Raw genomic sequence first — 22,130 nt, forward strand, 5'->3', positions numbered from 1 at the left:
GCCAGCCATGTATGCACAGCTTGTGAAATCCGAAGGGTCCAAGACCCGCGACGAGATGACGCCCGAAGAAATCGCCTTCCAGGAGCGAATCGACCGCGGCGAGCGGATCGAGCCCAAGGAATGGATGCCGGAGGGCTATCGCAAGACCCTGATCCGCCAGATGGGCCAGCACGCGCACAGCGAGATCGTGGGCCAGCTTCCCGAGGGCAACTGGATCACCCGCGCCCCCACGCTGGAGCGCAAGGCGATCCTGCTGGCCAAGGTGCAGGACGAGGCGGGCCACGGCCTTTACCTTTATTCCGCCGCCGAAACGCTGGGCATCAGCCGCGACGAGTTGCTTGAGCAGCTTCACAGCGGCAAGATGAAGTATTCCTCGATCTTCAACTATCCGACGCTGACCTGGGCCGATATCGGCGCGGTCGGCTGGCTGGTCGATGGCGCGGCGATCATGAACCAGGTGCCGCTGCAGCGAACCTCGTACGGTCCCTACGCCCGAGCGATGGTCCGTATCTGCAAGGAGGAGAGCTTCCACCAGCGGCAGGGCTACGACATCATGATGAAGATGGCCTCGGGCACGCCCGAGCAGAAGGCGATGGCTCAGGATGCGCTGAACCGCTTCTGGTATCCCTCGCTGATGATGTTCGGACCCTCGGACAAGGACTCGGTCCATTCGGCGCAGTCGATGGCCTGGAAGATCAAGATCAACACCAACGACGAACTGCGCCAGAAATTCGTCGACCAGACCGTGCCTCAGGCGAAATATCTGGGTCTGACCGTGCCCGACGAGAACCTGAAGTGGAACGAGGAAAAGGGCGGCCACGATTTCAGCGAGCCGGACTGGAACGAGTTCTTTGCCGTGATCGCCGGCAATGGCCCCTGCAACGAAGAGCGCCTTGGCGCCCGCGTCAAGGCCTGGGATGACGGTGCATGGTTCCGCGACGGGCTGATGGCCCATGCCGACAAGGCGTCCGCGCGTCCCCACGCGGCGGAATGACCATGGACGGCGCATCCGTCAGGAAGTCTGGTGAACGACGCTCGGCGACCGAATGCCTTGCTGCGATCCGCGCGGGTGAGATTTCCGCAGTCGCGGCGGTCGAGGCCGCGCTGGCCGAGATCGCGGCATGGTCCGGCCTGAACGCCGTCGCGCATTCGAATGCCCCGGCGGCCCTGCAAGCGGCCGGCGCCGTCGATGCGGGTGAGATCAACGGCCCGCTGGCCGGGCTTCCGATCGTGGTCAAGGACAATATTCAGGTCGCGGGACTTCCTGCGGCGGCTGCCACACCCGGCTTGCAGGACGCGATTGCCACGACTGATGCCCCGGTCCTGGCGAAGCTCATCGAGGCTGGTGCCATCGTCGTCGCGACGACGAACATGCACGAACTGGCTTTTGGTATCTCGGGCTATAACCCGACCTACCAGACCGGCGCGGATATGGGTGTGCGCAACCCCTATGACCTGACCCGCTTCGCGGCTGGTTCGTCCAGCGGGACCGGCGCTCTGGTCGGCTCGGGTGCTGTCACGGCGGGGCTGGGTACGGATACGGGCGGCTCGGTTCGCCTTCCGGCAGCGATCAATGGCATCTCGGGTCTGCGCCCGACCATCGGTCGCTATCCGGGGCAGGGACTGATCCCGATCTCACGTACCCGCGACACCGCTGGCGCGATTGCCGCCAGCGTCGCCGATATCGAGCTGCTCGACCGTGTGATCACTGGCGACGCGGAAATCACCCCCGCTTCGCTGTCGGGGCTGAAACTTGGCCTTGGGGCCGAGTTCCTTGCAGGACTCGACGCGGATGTTCAGGCTGTATGGGACGGCGTGGAAGCACAACTGGAAGCTGCAGGCGTCGAATTCGAGACGCTGGATGTCGCTCAGATCTTTGAGCTGAACCATCAGGTCAGCTTCCCGCTCTGCTTCGGCGAGGCGGAAGACCACTTGCGCGACTATCTGGCCACCCATGTGCCCGGCAAGACCATCGAGGATGTTGTCGCCGCCATGGCCAGCCCTGATGTGCGGGCGACCTATGAGGCCTTCGTGCTGCCCGGCAAGATGCCGACGCCGAATGGCCAATTGGTCGATACCGCGCCGATCTATCGCCACGCGATCGAGGTCGCGCGCCCGGCGCTGATCGAGGCCTATCGCAAGATTTTCGCGGAAAGCGGCGTTGCGGCGGTGATCTTCCCGACCACCCCGCAGGTTGCCGCCAAGCAAGGTCCCGAGGCCAGCGCGCCCGAGGTCTTTGGCACCTTCATCCGCAATGCCGATCCCAGCTCGAATGCGGGCATCCCAGGCCTTTCGGTTGCTGCGGGTCTTGGCCCCGTCACGGGCCTGCCGGTCGGCATCGAACTCGACGGCCCTGCCGGTTCCGATCGCAAGCTGATCGCGATCGGGATGGCAATTGAATCCCTGCTCGGGCGCACGTCATTGCCCGTCCGAAAATGAATGAACCCGCCTTATCGGCACTCGAGGGAGGACCCAACCATGTCCAAGAATGAATGGCCCCTGTGGGAAATCTTCATCCGTGGTCAGCATGGCCTGAACCACCGCCATGTCGGCAGCCTGCATGCGCCCGACGCCGAAATGGCGATCCGCAACGCCCGTGACGTCTATACGCGGCGCAACGAGGGCGTCTCGATCTGGGTCGTGCGCTCGAACGACATCACGGCTTCGTCGCCTTCGGAAAAAGGGCCGTTGTTCGAGCCGTCGAATTCCAAGGTCTATCGCCACCCGACTTTCTTCGACATCCCCGACGAAGTGGGGCATATGTGATGACCAGCACGCTGCAAGCGGTCGACGGGACCATATTTGCCGAGTGGCTGCAAAGGGTTGGGGACAATTCCTTGATTCTTGGCCACCGGGTTTCCGAATGGTGCGGCCATGCACCGGCGCTTGAGGAAGACATTGCGCTCGCGAACACCGCACTTGACCTGATCGGCCAGTGCCAGCTTTGGCTGGGTCTAGCCGCCGAGGTCGAAGGCAAGGGTCGCAGTGCCGATCAGCTGGCCTTCCTGCGTGACGCGGGTGGCTTCCGCAACCTGCTGCTGGTCGAACGCCCGAATGGCGATTTCGCCCAGACGCTGATGCGCCAGTTCCTGTTCGACGCCTGGCATATCGAACTGCTGCGTGCACTTGCGACCTCGACCGACCCGCGCGTCGCCGAAATCGCTGCCAAGGCCGAGAAAGAGGTCGCCTATCACCTCGAACGCTCGGCCGATCTGGTGATCCGTCTGGGTGACGGCAGCCCGGAAAGCCATGCGCGCATGGACAAGGCGCTGAAATCGCTTTGGGCCTATACCGGCGAGATGTTCCTTGACGACGCGACCGATCAGGCCGTGGCCGAGGCGGGCATTGCGCCGCTGCCCTCGACCCTGAAAGCGGCTTGGGAGGCGACGGTGAACGCGGTTCTGGCCGAGGCGACGCTGGAGAATCCGGGCCAAACCTGGCAGCACAAGGGCGGCAAGCAGGGCGTTCATTCCGAACATCTGGGCTTTCTTCTGGCCGAGATGCAGTTCCTGCAGCGCGCCTATCCGGGCGCAAGCTGGTAACGCCATGACCCCCGCGCAGCACCCCGGCACGGATCAGATCTGGGACTGGCTCTCGCAGGTCCCGGACCCCGAGATCCCGGTCATCAGCCTGACCGACCTGGGCATCATCCGCGATGTTGCTTGGGCTGATGACACGCTGGTCGTCACCGTCACGCCGACCTATTCCGGCTGCCCGGCGACCTCGATCATCAACCTTGATATCGAGACGGCACTGCGCGGCCATGGCATCGACAAGCTGCGGCTGGAGCGACAGATTTCTCCGCCCTGGACGACGGATTGGATCACCGAGGAAGGCCGCGACAAGCTGCGCGCCTATGGCATCGCGCCCCCGATCGACGGCACTGCCGCAGACGGACGCTTGGCCGGGCGGATCGCGCGGCTGGCGGGGTCATCGAACCTGACCATCGCCTGCCCGCGCTGCGGCTCGACCAAGACCGAAAAACTCAGCCAGTTCGGCTCGACGCCTTGCAAGGCAAGCTATCGCTGCACCGACTGTCTGGAACCGTTCGACTATTTCAAATGCATCTGAGGATGCATCCCGCTTCTTCAGGAAGGACACCCAAATGGCACGCTTCCACACGCTGAAGGTCACCGATGTGCGCCGCGAGACCCGCGATGCCGTGGTGCTGACCCTCGCCCCGCGCGACGAGGATCGCGCGATGTTCGACTTTACCCAAGGCCAGTATCTGACCTTCCGCCGCGATTTCGACGGCGAGGAACTGCGCCGCAGCTATTCGATCTGCGCGGGCCTTGACGAGGGCTGCCTGAAGGTCGGCATCAAGCGCGTCGATGGCGGTGCCTTCTCGACCTGGGCGAATGAAAACCTTGCCCCGGGCGACGAGATAGAGGCAATGCCCCCGATGGGTCGCTTCTTTACGCCGATCGAAGAAGCCTCGGCGAAGCAATATCTTGGCTTTGCGGGTGGCTCGGGCATCACGCCGGTCCTGTCGATCATCAAGACGGTGCTGGCGCGCGAGCCGAAATCGCGGTTCACGCTGGTCTATGCGAACCGCCAGATCAACACGATCATGTTCCGCGAGGAACTGGACGACCTGAAGAACCAATATCTGGGCCGCTTTTCGGTCATCCATGTGCTGGAGCAGGAAGGTCAGGAAATCGACCTGTTCACCGGCCGGATCGATGCGGACAAGATGACCGCGCTGTTCCAGCACTGGCTGGATGCCGAGTCCATCGATACCGCCTTCATCTGTGGCCCCGAGCCGATGATGCTGGCGATTGCTGCCTCGCTGAAGGAACACGGGCTGACGGATGCGCAGATCAAGTTCGAGCTGTTCGCCAGCAGCCAGCCGGGCAAGGCCAAGGCCCGTGCCGTGTCGCGCGATGCCATCGCGCCGGGCGCCGGGACCGAGGCAACGGTCACGCTGGACGGCGCGACGCGCAGCTTCACCATGGCGCGCCAAGGCGAGACCATCCTGGAGGCCGCCATCGCCAACAAGATGGACGCACCCTATTCCTGCAAGGCGGGCGTCTGCTCGACCTGCCGATGCAAGGTAATCGAGGGTGAGGTCGAGATGGCCGTGAACCACGCGCTGGAGGATTACGAGGTGCGCGCGGGCTATGTCCTGAGCTGCCAGTCCTATCCTCTCAGCGAACGGGTCGTCGTGACCTATGACGAATGACCGGGACAAGGGGGGAGCCATGTCCGAGACCATGAATATCGAAGACTATCTGGCGCAGGGTGGGGTGCTGACCGCGCCGGAAAACGTGCCCGCGCGCTATCGCGGCGAATTGCTGCGGCTGATGTCGAGCTTCGTCGACAGCGAGCTTGCAGCCTCGGCCGGATTTGCCGACGCGATCAATTTCGCGCCCGGCATCAAGGAACGCATTGCTGCCAGCCTTATCACGCTGGAAAAGGCCGATCATGCGGGTCGCGTTCTGGCGGTCATGGGTGATTTCGGAACCGATACCGAGCGCTACCAGGCAAGTCATGACTGGGCGGCGCGGGTGGAGCGCAATGCGGATCTGGGTGCGGCCCGGCGACCGGGCGACATGCGCCTGTCGGTCTTTCACTATCCCGTCACGGATTGGGTCGATGCGGTGGTGATGAACATCCTGCAGGGGCTTGCGACCGGCGTCCAGATGACCGAGCTGACCCGCGTCTCCTATGGCCCGCTGGCCGATGTCTTCCGCGAGATTGAGCCGCGCGAGGCACACCATGCCGAACTGGGCCTGGAGGGGCTGGAACGTATCGCCGCGACCGAGGAGGGGCGCGAGGCCGCCCGCGCTTCGGTCTCCTATTGGCGGGGTCGCGTGGCCGAGGGTTTTGGAGCGGCGAACTCCGACCGTTTCCAGACGCTCGCGAAATTCGGCCTGCGCCATATCCCGAACGAGACGCTGCTTGCCCGCTGGCAGGCGCTGGCCGACGACACGCTGGCCGCATTCGACCTTTGACAGGGGCAACAGCCCCCGCATCTGAACTGATCAAGGACAAGACCCATGACCACTCCGCGCCGGCTTGAAAGCTATGTCTGCGGCCGCTGGACCCGAGGGGCGAAAGAGGGCCAGAGCCTTCTTGACGCCTCGACCGGGGACGCGATTGCACTGATCGACTCGACGGGCATCGACTTTGCGGCGACGCTGGCCCATGGCCGTGATGTGGCCGGGCCGAAGCTTCGTGCCATGTCCTTCCACGACCGCGCCGCCATGCTGAAGGCCCTGGGTCTGGCGCTGATGGGCATGAAAGAGGAATTCTATGCCGAAAGCCTGAAGACCGGGGCAACGCGCAGCGATGGCTGGGTCGATATTGAAGGCGGGATCGGCACGATGCTGACCTTTGCCTCGAAAGGGCGGCGCGAGTTGCCGAATACGCGCGTCCTGACTGACGGTGATGTCGAGCCGCTGTCCAAGGATGCAAGCTTCAGCGCCCAGCATATCCTGACGCCGCTGCAAGGCGTCGCGGTCCATATCAACGCGTTCAACTTTCCCATCTGGGGGATGCTTGAGAAGATCGCGCCGACACTGCTTGCGGGCGTTCCCTGCGTGGTGAAGCCCGCCTCGCAGACGGCTTATCTGACCGAACTGATGGTGCGTCGCATCATCGAGACCGGCATTCTGCCCGAAGGCGCGCTTCAACTGATCTGCGGCTCGGTGGGCGATCTGCTGGATCATGTGACAGGACAGGATGCGGTGACGTTCACCGGCTCTGCCTGGACCGGGCGCAAGCTGAAATCGCATCCGGCGGTTGTCGCCAATTCCGTGCGCTTCACGATGGAAGCCGACAGCCTCAACGCTGCGATCCTAGGCCCCGATGCCGTTTCGGGAACGCCCGAATTCGATCTGTTCGTCAAGGAAGTCGCGCGAGAGATGACAGCGAAGGCCGGGCAAAAATGCACTGCCATCCGCCGCGTCATCGCACCGCGCGAACATGTGCAGGCGCTGGTCGCCGCGCTGCGTGAACGGCTGGAAAAGACACCGGTCGGCATGCCGGGGGAGGAGGGCACGCGCATGGGCCCGCTTGCCAGCTTCGATCAGCGCGACGAAGTCCGCGACCGTATCCGCGACCTGCAGGCCGATGCCGAGATTGTCGCCGGCAATCCCGATGATGTCCGCCTGACCTCGGGCGATGCGACGCGCGGGGCCTTCCTGAACCCGGTCCTGCTTTATGCCGAGCGCCCCCTTGCCGCGACGGCGATCCACGATGTCGAGGCTTTCGGCCCCGTTTCGACCGTGATGCCCTATGATGATCTGGATCAGGCCATCACCCTTGCGCAGATGGGCAAGGGGTCGCTGGTGTCGTCCATCTTCACCGACGATCCGAAGGTTGCAGAGGACGTGGTGCTCGGGGTCGCGCCTTTCCATGGCCGGGTTCTGATCGGCAACCGCGCCTCTGCCCGGACCTCGACCGGGCACGGATCTCCGCTGGCGCCGCTGGTGCATGGCGGGCCGGGGCGTGCCGGTGGTGGCGAAGAGATGGGCGGCATCCGCGGCGTCAAGCACTACATGCAGCGCACCGCCGTTCAGGGCACGCCGCGCCTGCTGTCCGCGGTCACCGGCCGCTGGATCGAGGGCGCACCCGCGAACCAGGGTGTCCATCCGTTCCGCAAGTCGCTGGCCGAACTGCGCATCGGCGACCAGCTGGTCACCGCGACCCGCACCATCACGCGCGAGGATGTCGAACATTTCGCCCATTTCACCGGCGATACCTTCTATGCCCATATGGACGAGGTCGCGGCCAAAGCGAACCCATTCTTCGACGACCGCGTTGCCCATGGCTATCTGATCGCGTCCTTTGCTGCCGGCCTGTTCGTCGAGCCCAATCCCGGGCCGGTGCTGGCGAATTACGGCGTCGACAACATGCGCTTTCTGGCCCCGGTCTATTTCGGCGATACGCTGCAGGTCCGCCTGACCTGCAAAGAGATCAACCCGCGCGCCAATGCCGACCATGGCGAGGTGCGCTGGGATTGCCAGGTCACGAACCAGAAATCCGAGGTGGTGGCTCAATACGACGTCTTGACCATGGTCGCCAAGACCTGGCCCGCAGCCGTGCAGGCTGCGGAGTGACGCCAAAGGGGGCGGTGCCTTGGCACCGCCTTTGTGCTGGCGAGAATATCTGATGGGCAGCGTGATCGCGGGTTCGCGATGTGCTGAACTTGCATCAGCCGTCTTGCGCTTGTCGGTGAACTCAGTTCAGGAAAAGCTGGCCAAACCGAAATCCAAGGCGTTTCGGCCCATGATCTGATTGGGGCCGATTACCTCGGAAGGCGCAAGGATGCAGGACAGATCGAGATAGGTGAGTGCGAAAGCGAACGCTTCGCGCCCCAACTTCTTTCCACGCCCCCAGCTTCACCGAACCGCCTTGATCCCTTCCAGGATCAGGGTCGTTGCCACGTCGGCATAGTCCTCGCGAGAGATGCGGCCGCCGTCCCGGAACCACATGTAGACCCAGTTCATCATGCCGAAAAGCGACATGGTGACGGGGGTCAGAAGCGGGCGTTCGGGCGTGTCGAGGCTCGGATTGATCTCGCGCAGAAGTTGCGCGAAATGGCGCACGATACGCTTTTCGATGGCGAGGATCTCGGCCTTCTGTTCATCGGTCAGGGCAGAGGTCGCGTTCAGCTGCACCTTGTGCTGATTGTCCGCACCGCGATAGCTTTCCAGCACCGTCCCGACCAGTTTTCGCAGGCGAGCCTGAGATTCCAGCGTCGGGTCATCGGCGCTTTCGATCGCCTCGATCAGTTCTTCCAGATGGGTGATGATGATCGCGAAGATCAACTCGCCCTTGCTGGGATAATAATGGTAAAGCAGTGCCTTGGAGACCTGGCCATGGGCCGCGATCTGCGCCATCGAGGCCTTTTCCATGCCTTGTTCGGCAAAGACCGCAGCGGCGCTGTCCAGAATCCCGCGCCGCTTTTCATCGAAATCGACTGCTCGTGTCCGAGCCATGAAATACCTTTCGTCTTCTTCAAAGACGTTTCCGAAATCCGACGGTAAAGCCTTTCCTCCCGTCGGCTTAGCGTTCCCCGCGCCGATTGTCATGTCCCCGGCGCGGGGCTTTCGTCATTCCTTGGGGCGGTTGTCCACCACCCGCTTCGCCTTGCCTTCCGAACGGGCGATGCCGTTCGGATCGGTGACATTGATCCGGGTCGAAACCCCGACCACGCTTTTGATATGATGCGACAGTTCCTTGGCCGATTTTGCGCGCGCGGATTCGTCGCGCATCTCGGGGGTGCATTCGACATGGACGGTCATGTTGTCCATGCGGCCGTCGCGGTTCAGCTCGATCTGGAAATGTGGGGCGAGGCCCTCGCATTTCAGGATCTGCTCTTCGATCTGGGTCGGGAAGACGTTGACGCCCCGCAGGATGATCATGTCGTCGCTGCGTCCCGTGATCTTTTCGATCCGGCGCATCGACCGCGCGGTACCCGGCAACAGGCGGGTCAGGTCGCGCGTGCGATAGCGGACCATCGGCAGACCTTCCTTGGTCAGCGTGGTAAAGACCAGCTCACCCAACTCGCCGTCGGGCAGAACCTCGCCGGTGACCGGATCGATGATCTCGGGATAGAAATGGTCTTCCCAGACATGCAGCCCGTCCTTGGTCTCGACGCATTCCTGCGCGACGCCGGGGCCCATGATTTCCGACAGGCCGTAGATGTCCACGGCATGCATATTGAAGGCCTCTTCGATTTCCTGACGCATCGAATTGGTCCAGGGCTCGGCCCCGAAGATACCGATTTCCAGCGAGCTTTCGCGCGGGTCGAGGCCCTGGCGGCGGAATTCGTCAAGGATCGACAGCATGTAGCTGGGCGTCACCATGATGATGCGCGGCTTGAAGTCGTTGATCAGCGTCACCTGGCGCTCGGTCATGCCGCCCGACATCGGGACCACGGTGCAGCCAAGCTTCTCGGCGCCGTAATGGGCACCTAGACCGCCGGTGAACAGGCCGTAGCCATACGAGTTGTGCAACATGTCGCCCGGACGCCCACCCGCCGCACGGATCGAACGGGCGATCAGCGTCGCCCAGGTGTCGATATCTCGCTGCGTATAGCCCACGACGGTCGGTTTGCCCGTGGTGCCTGACGAGCCGTGAATGCGCACCAGCTGTTCGCGCGGCGTGGCAAACATGCCGAAGGGATAGGTATCGCGCAGATCCTGCTTCACGGTGAAGGGAAACTTTGCAATGTCGGCCAGCGATTTCAGATCGTCTGGATGGGCGCCCATCTCGTCGAAACGCCTGCGGTAGAAGGGCGAGTTCTCATAGGCGTGCTTCAGCGACCATTGCATGCGCTGGAGTTGCAGCGCGCTGATCTCATCGCGCGAGGCGGTCTCGACGGGTTCGAGACCTTCGGTCATCGGGGACAGGTCTTGCATGGTTTCCTCCCTATGCAAAATGCGGTTCCGGTCAGTCTTCGACCGGCAGGTGGGTGCCCTTGACGGTGCGCGAATGGCCGCGGAATTCGGCCACATGCTCGCCGTGCTGGTTGGTGATGCGAATGTCGTAGATCCCCGAACGACCCCGGCGCGAGACTTCGCGGGCCTGGGCCGTCAGCCGGTCTCCGATCCGGCCGGGTTGAAGATAGGTGATCGCGCAGTGCTGCGCCACGACCAGCTGGTTGTAGCTGTTGCAGGCAAATGCAAAGGCGCTGTCGGCCAGTGTGAACATATAGCCGCCGTGGCAGTTTCCGTGCCCGTTCGACATGTCAGCGGTGATCGTCATGGTCAGGTCCGCCTCGCCCGGCGCGATGTGATCCAGGCTCATCCCCAGTCGCTGGCTTGCCGAGTCGTCGTTCCACATGGCCTTGGCCGATGCCTCGGCCACCTCTTGCGGGGTCATCTTGGCAAGGGCTTTCATTGACCTTTGAACTCCGGCTTGCGTTTTTCAAGAAAGGCGGTGACGCCTTCGGCATAGTCGCTGCTGCGGCCGGCCTGACGCTGGCAATCGCGCTCCAGATCAAGCTGTTCGTCCAGGCTGTTGGTCGCGGCAGACTGGATCAGTCGCTTGGTCAGCCCCAGACCCAGCGTCGGCCCCGCGGCAAGCGAGGCTGCCAGTGCCGCCGCCTCGGTCATCAGGGTCTCGTCATCGAGCGCCTTCCAGATCAGGCCCCAATCTGCGGCCCGCTCGGCGCTGAGCGGCTCGGCCGTCAGGGCCAGCGCCTTGGCGCGCGGCTCGCCCAGGATGCGGGCCAGGCTCCAGCTTCCACCCGCGTCGGGAACTAGCCCGATTTTCGAGAATGCCTGGATGAATTTTGCCGATCGGGCCGCCAGCACGATGTCGCAGGCAAAGGCGATATTTGCGCCTGCGCCCGCCGCCACGCCGTTGACCGCGCAGATGACCGGCTTTTCAAGATTGCGCAGCAGCCGCAGCGTCGGGTTGTAGAAGGTTTCGAGCGTGTGTCCCAGATCCGGGGCAGGACCGCCCTTGCGCGGATCGCGGTCCCCCAGATCCTGACCGGCACAGAAGCCACGCCCCGCGCCCGTCAGCAGGACCGCGCGGACAGCAGGGTCGGCATGGGCGCGTTCGATCTGCGCGCGCAGGGCCAGATGCATTTCCTCGTTGAAGGAATTGAGCTTTTCCGGGCGGTTGAGGGTCAGCGTCAGGACGCCATCGACCAGCGTGACCAGAACCGTTTCTGTCATGTCTGAAACTCCCTGCCTCATCTTCCGAGGCTCCTCGAAGATTTTTGTTGCATAAACCGACCGGTCGGTCAATGATAATATGACGCGTTTGGGAGGGATGCCATGTCACAGTTTTTCGACCGCCACCGGCCGATGTTGGACACTGCTCTGTCCGCATTGCGCCGGCGAGAATTCTGGACCCCGTTTCCCGAGGTTCCCAGCGGCAAGATCTATGGCGAGACTGCGCGTGAGGACGGAGCCGTCGCATTTACCGCGTTGCAGCGTCGCCCCTTTGATCTGCCCGGCCATCCCGAAGAAAGCCGCCTTGGTGCCGAGCAGTCACCCTTTGGCCCGGCACTGGAAATTTCCTATCCCTCGGCATCGGTCGATACCCTGATCGCCGCATCGCAGGCCGCAGCACCCGCCCTTGCGCAGGCGGAAATCGAGGTTCGGGTCGGTGCCTGCCTTGAGGCGCTGGTTCGGCTGAACCGCATGAGCTTCCTGATCGGCAATGCGACGATGCACACCACCGGGCAAGCCTTCGCCATGGCGTTCCAGGCTGGCGGGCCCCATGCGCAGGATCGCGGGCTTGAGGCCGTGGCGATGGCCTGGGACGAAATGACCCGATTCGCCGGCGCTGCGCGCTGGGAAAAGCCACAGGGCAAAGGCGCGCCCGTCGTGCTGGACAAGCATTGGACGGTGGTTCCGGCCGGGGTCTCGCTGGCGATCGGTTGCAACACGTTTCCGACCTGGAATTCCTATTCAGGCATCTTCGCCAGCCTCGCGACCGGCAACCCCGTCGTGATCAAGCCCCATCCGGCCGCAATCCTGCCGCTTGCGCTGACCGTGCGCGTATTGCGCGAGGTGCTGGACGAAGCCGGACTTCCCGCCGATGCCGTGCTTCTGGCCGTGGACGGGCCGGGGGCAGAGATCACCAAACAGCTTGCAACCGACCCGGCGGTCCGCCTGATCGATTATACCGGCTCCGGCACATTCGGGGATTGGTTGCGGAGGAACACGACTGCCGCGCTTTTCAGTGAAGAGGCGGGCGTCAACACGGTCACCATTGCCGCGACCGACGATCTTGCGGGCATGTGTGCGAATCTTGCGTTCTCGCTGGCGCTTTATTCGGGCCAGATGTGCACCGCGCCGCAGAACATCCATATCCCGCGCCGGGGCATCCAGACCGATCAGGGGTGGAAAAGCTTCGATCAGGTCGCATCGGCCATCGCGGCCGCGATCGATACCCTTCTTTCCGATCCGGCTCGCGCGGCGGGTGTTTGCGGGGCCATCGCCAATCCGGCGACGCTGGCGCGAATCGATGCTGCGCGCGCGAGCGGACGGGTTATCCGCGACTCGACGCCGCTGGGCGAAGGACGCACCGCGACGCCGTTGCTGCTGGCGGTCGAGGATGGCGACCCGGCTTGCGAGCGGGAATGTTTCGGCCCCATCACTTATCTGGTCGCGGTCGATGATGCAGATGCGGGCATCGCCCGCGCCGCCAGCCTCGCCCGTGACAAGGGCGCGATCACGGCGGCGCTTTATGATCTGGACGAGGGCCGCATTGCCCGCGCCGTGCTGGCGTTTGCGGATGCCGGGGTGAACCTGTCGATCAACCTCACCGGCAATATCTTCGTCAACCAGTCGGCGGCCTTCAGCGATTTTCACGTCACCGGCGCCAATCCCGCCGGCAATGCCAGCCTGACCGATACCGCCTTCGTCGCCACCCGTTTCCGCCGGGTGATGTGGCGACGCCCTGCTGCTGCCTGATCCGTATCAAGTTCTCTGGGAGGAGACGACATGAAGAAGACCCTGACCACGACCGTTCCGGCCGCGCTGATCGCGCTTGGCCTTGCGACCGCCGCCAGCGCTGAAATCAAGGTCGGCGCCTCGATCTCGGCCACCGGCCCTGCCGCCTTTCTGGGCGATCCCGAGGCCAAGACGCTTGAAATGCTGGTCGAGCAGTTGAACGCCAAGGGCGGGATCAACGGCGAAGAGGTCGCGCTGGTCTTGTATGACGATGGTGGCGACGCCAACAAGGCGCGCACCTTCGCCACCCGCCTGATTGAGGATGACGAGGTCCAGGCGATCATTGGCGGCACCACCACCGGAACCTCGATGTCGATCCTGTCGGTCGCCGAGGATGCCGAGATCCCATTCATCTCGCTGGCGGGCGCGATCGACATTATCCAGCCGGTCAAGCCCTATACGTTCAAGACCCCGCACACCGACCGCATGGCCTGCCAGAAGATCTTCGAGGACATGAAGAAGCAGGGCATCACCAAGATCGGCCTGATCTCGGGAACGGACGGTTTCGGCGCGTCGATGCAGGCGCAGTGCAAGGACGTCATCGGCGAATACGGGATCGAGATCGTCGCGGACGAGACTTATGACCCGAAGGACGCCGACATGACGGCGCAGCTGACCAAGATCAAGAATGCCGCAGGCGTTCAGGCCGTGCTGAACCCGGGCTTTGGTCAGGGTCCGTCGATCGTGACGCGGAACTACAAGCAGCTGGCGATCGGCCTGCCGCTTTACCAGTCGCATGGCGTGGCGTCCGATGGGTTCATCGAACTTGCCGGCAAGGACGCCGCCGAAGGTGTGCGCCTGCCCGGAACGGCGCTGCTGGTCGCGGGGCTGCTGGCCGATGGCGATGCGCAAAAACCGGTGGTTGCCGCCTACAAGGAGGCATTCGAGACGAAATACAAGGTCCCGGTCAGCACCTTCGGCGGCTATGCCCATGACGGCTTCTCGCTGCTGGTCGACGCGATCACCCGTGCGGGCAGCACCGAGCCTGAGGCAATCCGCGATGCGCTGGAGACGGTCTCTGGTTTGGCGGGCACGACCGGCATCTACACCATGTCACCCGAAAACCACCTTGGCCTCGACCTGACCGCGTTCCGGATGCTCGAGATCAAGGACGGGGACTGGACCATCGTCGAATGATCCCCGCGGCCCCGCCTTCGGGGCCGCATTCGCCCTGAGCCCTTAGCCACAGGACCCAGCATGTCCGAATTCCTGCAATTCCTGTTTTCAGGCCTGACCGTCGGAGCGGTCTACGCGCTTGTCGCGCTTGGCTTCACGATCATCTACAACGCCTCGGGGGTGGTGAACTTCGCACAGGGCGAATTCGTCATGCTGGGTGGCATGATCACCGTCTTTGCCACGGCGGCGGGCTTGCCCCTGCCACTGGCCGCCCTTGTCGCGATTGCCGCGACAGCGGCGGTCGGGGTCGCGCTCAACAAGCTGGCGATCGAGCCCGCGCGCGGGGCCCCGGTCGTGTCGCTGATCATCATCACCATCGGTGCCTCGATCTTCATCCGGGGCGCGGCGCAGTTGATCTTCGACAAGCAGATCCACAGTTTCCCGGCCTTTTCGGGCGATGACCCGATCCATGTCATGGGGGCCACGATCCTGTCGCAAAGCCTGTGGGCCATCGGCGGGGCTTTTGCGGTCTTTGTCGGGCTGTGGCTGTTCTTCACCCGCACCATCCTTGGCCGCGCGGTGCTCGCTACATCTAACAACCGGCTGGCCGCGCAGCTTGTCGGGATCAATACGGATTTCGTGATGACGCTGTCCTTCGCGCTTTCGGCGGGTATCGGAGCCTTCGCGGGGGTGCTGATCACGCCGATCACGATGACCTCGTATGACGTGGGCCTTGGCCTTGCGCTGAAGGGGTTTGCGGGCGCGATGCTGGGCGGCATGGGCAATCCCAAGGGCGCTTTCGCGGGCGGGCTTCTGCTGGGACTGATCGAGGCGATGACCGCGGGCTACCTCTCCTCGCAATACAAGGAGGCGGCGGCTTTTGTCGTGATCCTGGCGGTCCTGTTCTTCATGCCGCAGGGCCTGTTTGGCCGGAAATCAACGGAACGGGTCTGACATGCGCATTTCCGGCAAACACCTGACCATTCTTGCCATGGCCGTGCTGATCGCGGCCGCGCCCTTCTTCTTTCCCTCGGGCTATTACTTCCGCGTCGGCGCGTTGATCTTCGTCAATGCGCTGGCCGTGACCGGCATCGTGATCCTGACCGGCTATGCCGGGCAGATCAGCCTGGGTCATGCCGGCTTTGCGGGGATCGGCGGCTATGCCTGCGCGTTGGCCCCGGTGCATCTTGGCCTGCACCCGGCGCTGGCCGTGGTGTTGGGCGCGGTCATCTCGGCCATCCTTGCCTATCTTGTCGGTAAGCCAATCCTGCGGCTCAAGGGCTATTACCTTGGCGTCGCCTCGCTGGGGTTCGGTATTCTTGTCGCGATGGTCCTGAACAACGAACGGCACCTGACCAAGGGCCCGGACGGGATCGAGGTTGCGGATCTGGGCCTGCGGGGGCTGCTGAAGGACTGGGGCCTGAACCTCTCGAATGGGGAATTCTGGTATGCCTTTACCGGGCTCTGCCTTGTCATCGGGGCCTGGATCGCGCTGAACCTGCATGCCAGTCCGACCGGACGGGCGCTGCGCGCGCTGCACGGGTCCGAGATCGCCGCCGGGACCGTCGGCATCGATGTCGCGCGGGTCAAGCTGCAGGCTTTCGTGATCTCGGCAGTCTATGCCTCGGTGGCCGGGTCGCTGCTGGCGCTTCAGAACAAGTTCGTCACCCCGGACATCGCGGGCTTCATGCATTCGGTGGAAATGGTGACGATGGCCGTGCTGGGCGGGGTGGGGTCTGTCCCCGGCGCGATCCTTGGCGCGGGCATCCTGACGCTTTTGCCGCAGGTGCTGACCGTGTTCGCCGAATATGAACAGCTGATCCTTGGCCTTGTCATGATGTTGGTGATGATCTTTCTGCGCGAAGGGCTGGTGCCCTCGATCATGCGCAAGATCCGGGGGAGGGGCGAATGAGCCTGTTGCAGATCGAGCGCCTTGGCATCGCCTTTGGCGGGCTGCGCGCCGTCCATGATGTCAGCTTTTCCGTTGAACCGGGCGAGATCGTCTCGGTCATCGGGCCGAATGGCGCGGGCAAGACCACGCTGTTCAACATGATTTCGGGCGTCTATCGCCCCGGTTCGGGCCGCGTCCGCCTGAAGGGTGAGGACGTGACCGGGATGGAGCCTTACCTGCTGGCCGCGCGCGGCATGTCCCGCACGTTTCAGAACCTTCAGATATTTCAGAACATGACGGTGCTGGAAAACGCCATGGCGGGCTTTCACCTGCGGGAATGCGGACCGGTTCTTGCTGATCTTCTGAACCTGCCCTCGTCGAGGCGTCGTTCGCGCATGGCCGAGGAGGGTGCGCGCGAGCTTCTGGCCCGTGTCGGACTTGACCGGGCCGCTGACCGCGAGGCCGGGAACCTGTCCTATGGCTCTCTCAAGCGACTGGAGATCGCCCGCGCGCTGGCGATGAACCCGGCTGTGCTGCTGCTGGATGAGCCCGCCGCCGGTTGCAACGCCGTCGAGACCGAGGAAATCGACCACCTGATCGCCGAGGTCGCCAAATCCGGCGTCGCAATCCTGCTGGTCGAGCATGACATGAAGATGGTGATGCGCATCTCGAACCATATCGTCGTATTGGATCACGGCGAGAAGATCGCCGAAGGCCCCCCCGAACAGGTCAGCCGCAACCCGGCGGTCATCGCCGCCTATCTGGGAACGGAGGCCGCCGATGCTGACAGTTGAGGGACTGCGCTCGCGCTATGGCCGGATCGAGGTGCTGCACGGCCTGGATCTGCAGGTTGACAGCGGCGAGATTGTCACCGTGGTGGGCGCGAATGGCGCGGGCAAGACGACGCTTCTGCGCTGCCTGTCGGGCGTGCAGCCGGTATCCGCAGGCAAGATCACCTTCCGGGGCGAGGCGCTGACCACCGTTCCGGCCTATAAGCGGCTGTCGCGGGGGCTGGCGCAATCGCCCGAGGGGCGGCAGATCTTCACGAACCTTTCGGTTGAGGAAAACCTGCGGCTTGGGGCGTTCCTTTTCCATGACGACCGGGTCCAGAAGGACATGGACGACGCCTTCGCCATGTTCCCGATCCTGCGCGAGAAGCGCAATCTGGCGGCGGGGGGCCTTTCGGGCGGCCAGCAGCAGATGCTGGCAATGGCCCGTGCGTTGATGGGGCGGCCAAGCTGCCTGCTGCTGGACGAGCCTTCGATGGGGCTTGCTCCGATCATCGTGCAGCAGATCTTCGACGTGGTCAGCGGGCTGAAGGCGCTTGGCGTCACCGTGTTGCTGGTCGAACAGAACGCCTTCGGCGCGCTCAAGATCGCTGACCGTGGCTATGTCATGGAAACCGGCCAAATCACCATGCAGGGCGCGGCGGCCGAACTGATCGCCGATCCCCGCATTCGCGAAGCTTACTTGGGAATTTGAACATGTCCGTCGTCACCATTGCCCGTATCGGCGAAATCGCCACCGTCACCGTGGACAACCCGCCCGTCAACGCGCTGGGTCTGGCGCTGCGCCAAGGGCTTTGGGACGCCGTGGCAGAACTGGACGCCGATCCTTCTGTCCGGGCGGTGGTGCTGGTTTGCGCGGGTCGGACCTTCATCGCAGGCGCGGATGTCACGGAATTCGGGAAGCCCCCGGTCGAGCCTCATCTGCCCGATCTGGTCGCCCGGATCGAGGCGGCGGAAAAGCCCTGGGTCGCGGCGATTCACGGCTCGGCGCTTGGTGGCGGCTTCGAGATCGCCCTTGGCTGTCGTTTCCGCGTGGCGTTGGCCGATGCCCAGATCGGCCTGCCCGAGGTGACGCTGGGCATCATTCCCGGCGCGGGTGGCACGGTGCGCACGCCGCGCCTTTGCGGCGTTGCAAAGGCGGTCGAGATGGCGACGACCGGCAAGCCGCTGCGCGCGCCGAAAGCTCTGGCCGCAGGTCTGATCGACGCGGTGATTCAGGGCGATCTGCTGGAAGGTGCCGTGGCCTTTGCCCGCGCGGCGATCGAACAGCCCTTGCCGCTGCCGGTTTCGGCCCGCCCGATCGAGACCCCCGATGCGGCCTTTTGGCTTGACGCCGAGAAAGCCGTCGCAAAATCCGCCAAAGGCGCGGCCGCGCCCGCCCGCGTTCTGGCCTCGATCCGCAAGGCCGCTGAAGCACCCTTCGCGGATGCGATGAATTTTGAACGCAAGACTTTCATGGAGCTGCGCGGCACGGAACAGGCCGCCGCCCTGCGCACTGTCTTCTTTGCCGAGCGTGCAGCCTCCCGTCCGGCTGCCCTGCGCGATGTCGCGGCATTGCCGCTAAAGAAGATTGCCGTCATTGGCGGCGGCACGATGGGCGCAGGCATTATCTCGGCGATCCGCGACGCGGGTCTACCGGTCATCCTGATCGAGCGCGACGACGATGCCGTCGCGCGTGGTCTCGCCAATGTCGCCAATGTCTTCGAGGGCGGGGTCAAGCGCGGCAAACTGACCGAAGCTCAGGCGCAAGCTCTCAGGGATGGCGTCACCGGAACGACCGATTACGAGGCGCTGGCCGATGTGGACATGGTGATCGAGGCCGTGTTCGAGGAAATCGGCGTCAAGCGCGCGGTCTTTGCCCAGCTTGGTGCGGTCTGCCGCGCGGATGCGGTGCTGGCCACCAATACCTCGTATCTTGACCCGCGCGAGATTGCCGAGGCTTTGCCAAACCCGGATCGCTTCATCAGCCTGCATTTCTTCAGCCCGGCCAATGTGATGAAGCTGCTGGAGATCGTGCCCACGCCTGACACCTCGCCCGAGACGCTGGCGACCGGCTTTGCTCTTGGACGCCTTCTGAAGAAGATACCCGTGCAATCAGGTATTTGCGATGGATTCATCGGAAACCGGATCCTGAAACGCTATCGCGCTGCGGCCGAAGGGCTGCTTCGGCGGGGCGTGCCCATCGCGCGGATCGACGCGGCGATGCGGGGCTATGGCCTTGCGATGGGACCGTTCGAGGCGCAGGACCTGGGCGGGCTCGACATCGCCTTCCTGCAGCGTGAGGGCGCGCGCGCCAAGGGTCAGGACGTGCCCGAGACACTGGGCGATATCCTGGTTCGTGCGGGTCGCAAGGGGCAGAAGACCGGTGGCGGCTGGTATGATTATGTCGCGGGCGACCGTCGGCCGCAGGTCTCGGCGGTCGTCGCGGAACTGCTGCGCGGGCAGGTTGCTCCCGAAACGGGGATGACCGAGGATGAGATTGCCGCCGTTCTGGTTGGCGAGATGGCGGCCGAGGGGCAGGCAATCCTGGACGAAGGCATTGCCGCCAGCCCTGCGGATATCGATCTGGTCAAGATCCACGGCTACGGCTTTCCGCGCTGGCGCGGCGGGCCGATGTTTGCGAGCCGCTCGCGCATCTAAATCCGCGCGAACGGGGCGCAGGATCGTCGCGCCCCGTTCTGTCAGGATAGGGTCAGCCGGCGCGGGGCGCGGCCTGCATGTCGGCGGGCTTTGCCTGCGGCTTTTCCGCTTCGCCAATCGGCGCCAGCTGGACCGGCCTCAACATGGCCGCGGCGAGGAAGCCGACCGCCGCGATGACGACCGCCGAAAAATAGACCCAGTCGAAGGCACCTCGGAACGCGGCAGCCACCCCCTCGCGGGCAGCGGGGGGCAGGGCCGCCATACGGTCCGGCGTCATCTCGGCGATGGAACCGACGCCCGGCACCACTGCCCGCATCAGTTGGTCGGTCAGGATCGCGCCGTAGATAGAAATTGCAAGGGCCGCGCCCCCCATGCGTGACAGCGTCACCGCGCCCGTCGCTGCACCCACATCCTTGGTCGGAGAGGCGATCTGCACCCCGATCACCGGTGCCTGCTGGCCCAGCCCGATGGCGATGCCCTGCGCCAGCAGGACCGCGGCGACAGCCCAGAAGGGCACGTGCAGCGGCAGCACCATCAGTCCGGCCAGACACAGGGTTGACAGGAACAGGCCCAGCACCAGCCAGGGCTTATAGTGCCCCGTGCGCGAGATCAGCCGCCCCGCGGTCAGCGATCCGCCGGCGATACCAGCGGTAATCGCGATGAAGAACAGGCCCGCGTGGGCAGGAGACAGGCCTGTCGTCATCTGCAGGAACAGCGCGTGATAGTTGACCAGCCCGATGCCGATTCCGCCGCTGACGATGCCAACGATCAGCAGCAGTGAGAAATTCCGGTCGCGGAACAGCCCCAACGGAATGACGGGTTCGGCCGCGCGACGCTCGACTCGCAGCCAGATGGTCAGGGCCAGCGCCGAGATCACGGGCAGCGCAAGCGAGGGCCAGGCCGTCAGCGAGCCAAACAGCGACTGGCTGTCCGCCCAGAGAACCAGCCCCGAGATCGCGATGGCCAGCGTCAACGCGCCAACATAGTCGATCTTGGGCTGCCGTTCAGGGCGGCGATAGGGCAGCATGAACATCAGCCCCGCCAAGGCGATGATGCCGATGGGCAGGTTGATCAGGAAGATCGAGCGCCAGCCCAGATACTGGCTCATCGTGCCGCCAAGGGTGGGACCGATCGACCCGGATGCCATCAGGACCAGGCTGGAAAAGCTTTGATAGCGCGCGCGCTCGCGCGGCTCGAACAGGTCGGCGTTGATCGAGAAGATCGACACCATGATCCCGCCCGCGCCCAGGCCCTGGAAGACGCGCGCCGCGATCAGGCTGTCCATCGACCAGGACAGGCCGCAAAGCAGCGATCCGATGGTGAACAGGCCGACCGCGAACATCATGACGTATTTGCGCCCGAACAGGTCGCCCAGCTTGCCATAGACCGGCATGATCGCGCTTTGCGCCAGAAGATAGGCCGAGCCGATCCAGGCGAAACGCTCGATCGCGCCGAATTCGCCGATGATCGTCGGCAGCGCAGTCGATACGACCTGGTTGTCCAAGGTTGCCATGAACAGGCTGAGCATCAGAAATGAAAAGATCGCCATGCGGCGACGATGGGTCAGACCCGAAGGCCCGACCGTGGGCTGAACGTGATTGGACATGAATTGGAACCTGCTTCCGGCTGCGAATCGTTGCAACGCGATGACTGTCGCCATATATGTGCAAAGATCATATATATGTCAACCGCACATAAATTCTGCGGGAAAGGATGGACGTGGTGAACGAGGCGCGCAAGCAGGCGGGATTGGACAGGATCTCGGCCGCGATGGGACGGTTCCGGGTCCTGATCGGTCGCCGGGTGATCGGCAGGCTTGCGCTGGCCAATGTCGCGCCAAGCCTGGACATATCCGATCTGGACGCGCTGACGCTTGTCCCCGCACAGCCGGGCCGTGAAGATCCCCGCCATGTTGAAGGCGAGGTTTCGGTGGGCGACATCGCGCGGCAGTTGCGGGTCGATCCGTCGCGTGCCAGCCGCCTTGTCGCCGGGCTGGTCGAGCAGGGCTACCTGATCCGCGCCGTTTCGCAGGAGGATGCGCGTCGCGCCGTCCTGCAAAGGACCGAAGCGGGCGACCGCATCTTTTCCGAGATCCGGCGCGTCAAGCTGGACATGATCGCCGAGATCCTGGCGGAATGGCCCGAGGAACGCGTGACCGCCTTTGCCGAGGGGTTCGAGGCCTTCACCCTGGCGCTGGAGGGCCGCATGACAACCGCGCAGGGGCAGCCCGAGCCTGCCGCGGCCGACGCCAAGGCAGCGCGGGGCTAGATC

General features: G+C 64.0%; 21 protein-coding genes. 16 read left to right on the forward strand and 5 right to left on the reverse strand.

Features of this window, described 5'->3' with window-relative positions; all coding sequences use genetic code 11:
- The first annotated feature begins 7 nt into the window (after positions 1 to 7).
- Genes paaA through paaZ form a run of 8 tightly spaced genes read left to right on the forward strand, consistent with a single transcriptional unit; the run spans position 8 to position 8,063 of the window.
- Positions 8 to 994: a 1,2-phenylacetyl-CoA epoxidase subunit PaaA gene (gene paaA, locus ACO2Q4_RS09065; protein ID WP_423318776.1), complete on the forward strand. Its 987-nt coding sequence runs from the start codon at positions 8 to 10 to the stop codon at positions 992 to 994.
- Between the two features lie 2 nt (positions 995 to 996).
- Positions 997 to 2,439 (forward strand): amidase family protein, encoded by a 1,443-nt coding sequence (locus ACO2Q4_RS09070; protein ID WP_423318778.1) that lies wholly within the window; start codon positions 997 to 999, stop codon positions 2,437 to 2,439.
- A 39-nt stretch (positions 2,440 to 2,478) separates the two neighbouring features.
- The gene (paaB, locus tag ACO2Q4_RS09075; RefSeq protein WP_311759210.1) at positions 2,479 to 2,766 is read left to right on the forward strand and encodes a 1,2-phenylacetyl-CoA epoxidase subunit PaaB; all 288 of its coding nucleotides are present in this window, start codon (positions 2,479 to 2,481) and stop codon (positions 2,764 to 2,766) included.
- Positions 2,766 to 3,542, forward strand: a complete 777-nt coding sequence (gene paaC / locus ACO2Q4_RS09080) for a 1,2-phenylacetyl-CoA epoxidase subunit PaaC (RefSeq protein ID WP_423318780.1) — start codon at positions 2,766 to 2,768, stop codon at positions 3,540 to 3,542. Before paaB ends, paaC begins: the two co-directional genes overlap by 1 nt.
- A gap of 4 nt (positions 3,543 to 3,546) precedes the next feature.
- The gene (paaD, locus tag ACO2Q4_RS09085; protein WP_395133107.1) at positions 3,547 to 4,071 is read left to right on the forward strand and encodes a 1,2-phenylacetyl-CoA epoxidase subunit PaaD; all 525 of its coding nucleotides are present in this window, start codon (positions 3,547 to 3,549) and stop codon (positions 4,069 to 4,071) included.
- Between the two features lie 34 nt (positions 4,072 to 4,105).
- The gene (paaE, locus tag ACO2Q4_RS09090) at positions 4,106 to 5,182 is read left to right on the forward strand and encodes a 1,2-phenylacetyl-CoA epoxidase subunit PaaE (protein ID WP_423318782.1); all 1,077 of its coding nucleotides are present in this window, start codon (positions 4,106 to 4,108) and stop codon (positions 5,180 to 5,182) included.
- 19 nt (positions 5,183 to 5,201) lie between these two features.
- Positions 5,202 to 5,954: a Phenylacetic acid catabolic protein gene (locus ACO2Q4_RS09095; protein ID WP_423318784.1), complete on the forward strand. Its 753-nt coding sequence runs from the start codon at positions 5,202 to 5,204 to the stop codon at positions 5,952 to 5,954.
- A 45-nt stretch (positions 5,955 to 5,999) separates the two neighbouring features.
- Positions 6,000 to 8,063, forward strand: a complete 2,064-nt coding sequence (paaZ, locus tag ACO2Q4_RS09100; RefSeq protein ID WP_423318786.1) for a phenylacetic acid degradation bifunctional protein PaaZ — start codon at positions 6,000 to 6,002, stop codon at positions 8,061 to 8,063.
- Positions 8,064 to 8,345: 282 nt separating this feature from the next.
- Here paaZ and ACO2Q4_RS09105 read toward each other — a convergent pair whose 3' ends face one another.
- The 4 genes from ACO2Q4_RS09105 to paaG all read right to left on the reverse strand — a co-directional run bounded on the left by ACO2Q4_RS09105 (position 8,346) and on the right by paaG (position 11,636).
- Complete coding sequence (locus tag ACO2Q4_RS09105; protein WP_423318788.1) at positions 8,346 to 8,945, reverse strand: TetR/AcrR family transcriptional regulator; 600 nt, start codon at positions 8,943 to 8,945, stop codon at positions 8,346 to 8,348.
- 114 nt (positions 8,946 to 9,059) lie between these two features.
- Positions 9,060 to 10,370: a phenylacetate--CoA ligase PaaK gene (gene paaK, locus ACO2Q4_RS09110; protein WP_395133112.1), complete on the reverse strand. Its 1,311-nt coding sequence runs from the start codon at positions 10,368 to 10,370 to the stop codon at positions 9,060 to 9,062.
- A gap of 31 nt (positions 10,371 to 10,401) precedes the next feature.
- Positions 10,402 to 10,833: a hydroxyphenylacetyl-CoA thioesterase PaaI gene (paaI, locus tag ACO2Q4_RS09115; protein ID WP_423318991.1), complete on the reverse strand. Its 432-nt coding sequence runs from the start codon at positions 10,831 to 10,833 to the stop codon at positions 10,402 to 10,404.
- A 14-nt stretch (positions 10,834 to 10,847) separates the two neighbouring features.
- Complete coding sequence (paaG, locus tag ACO2Q4_RS09120; RefSeq protein WP_423318790.1) at positions 10,848 to 11,636, reverse strand: 2-(1,2-epoxy-1,2-dihydrophenyl)acetyl-CoA isomerase PaaG; 789 nt, start codon at positions 11,634 to 11,636, stop codon at positions 10,848 to 10,850.
- Positions 11,637 to 11,738: 102 nt separating this feature from the next.
- Here paaG and paaN point away from each other — a divergent pair, with 102 nt between their 5' ends.
- Genes paaN through ACO2Q4_RS09155 form a run of 7 tightly spaced genes read left to right on the forward strand, consistent with a single transcriptional unit; the run spans position 11,739 to position 19,859 of the window.
- Positions 11,739 to 13,385 carry a phenylacetic acid degradation protein PaaN gene (gene paaN, locus ACO2Q4_RS09125; protein WP_423318792.1) on the forward strand — a complete coding sequence of 549 codons (1,647 nt, stop codon included), beginning with the start codon at positions 11,739 to 11,741 and terminating at the stop codon, positions 13,383 to 13,385.
- A gap of 30 nt (positions 13,386 to 13,415) precedes the next feature.
- On the forward strand, positions 13,416 to 14,561 hold the full coding sequence (locus tag ACO2Q4_RS09130; protein WP_423318793.1) for an ABC transporter substrate-binding protein: 1,146 nt from the start codon (positions 13,416 to 13,418) through the stop codon (positions 14,559 to 14,561).
- Between the two features lie 60 nt (positions 14,562 to 14,621).
- Positions 14,622 to 15,494, forward strand: coding sequence for a branched-chain amino acid ABC transporter permease (locus ACO2Q4_RS09135; RefSeq protein ID WP_311759199.1), 873 nt, complete (start codon positions 14,622 to 14,624; stop codon positions 15,492 to 15,494).
- A gap of 1 nt (position 15,495) precedes the next feature.
- A complete protein-coding gene (locus tag ACO2Q4_RS09140; RefSeq protein WP_311759198.1) occupies positions 15,496 to 16,452 on the forward strand; it encodes a branched-chain amino acid ABC transporter permease in 957 nt (318 codons plus the stop codon).
- Complete coding sequence (locus ACO2Q4_RS09145) at positions 16,449 to 17,225, forward strand: ABC transporter ATP-binding protein (RefSeq protein WP_423318796.1); 777 nt, start codon at positions 16,449 to 16,451, stop codon at positions 17,223 to 17,225. The genes ACO2Q4_RS09140 and ACO2Q4_RS09145 overlap by 4 nt, the downstream gene beginning before the upstream one ends.
- On the forward strand, positions 17,212 to 17,913 hold the full coding sequence (locus ACO2Q4_RS09150; protein ID WP_311759196.1) for an ABC transporter ATP-binding protein: 702 nt from the start codon (positions 17,212 to 17,214) through the stop codon (positions 17,911 to 17,913). Before ACO2Q4_RS09145 ends, ACO2Q4_RS09150 begins: the two co-directional genes overlap by 14 nt.
- 2 nt (positions 17,914 to 17,915) lie before the next feature.
- Complete coding sequence (locus tag ACO2Q4_RS09155; RefSeq protein WP_423318798.1) at positions 17,916 to 19,859, forward strand: 3-hydroxyacyl-CoA dehydrogenase NAD-binding domain-containing protein; 1,944 nt, start codon at positions 17,916 to 17,918, stop codon at positions 19,857 to 19,859.
- A gap of 52 nt (positions 19,860 to 19,911) precedes the next feature.
- Here the strand turns inward: ACO2Q4_RS09155 and ACO2Q4_RS09160 are convergent, their stop codons facing one another.
- Positions 19,912 to 21,465, reverse strand: coding sequence for an MDR family MFS transporter (locus tag ACO2Q4_RS09160; RefSeq protein WP_395133124.1), 1,554 nt, complete (start codon positions 21,463 to 21,465; stop codon positions 19,912 to 19,914).
- A 107-nt stretch (positions 21,466 to 21,572) separates the two neighbouring features.
- Here ACO2Q4_RS09160 and ACO2Q4_RS09165 point away from each other — a divergent pair, with 107 nt between their 5' ends.
- Positions 21,573 to 22,127 carry a MarR family winged helix-turn-helix transcriptional regulator gene (locus tag ACO2Q4_RS09165; protein ID WP_423318801.1) on the forward strand — a complete coding sequence of 185 codons (555 nt, stop codon included), beginning with the start codon at positions 21,573 to 21,575 and terminating at the stop codon, positions 22,125 to 22,127.
- The last annotated feature ends 3 nt before the right edge of the window (positions 22,128 to 22,130 follow it).

It is taken from the genome of Paracoccus sp. KR1-242, from assembly GCF_049446195.1.
In the GTDB taxonomy this organism is placed as follows: domain Bacteria; phylum Pseudomonadota; class Alphaproteobacteria; order Rhodobacterales; family Rhodobacteraceae; genus Paracoccus; species Paracoccus broussonetiae.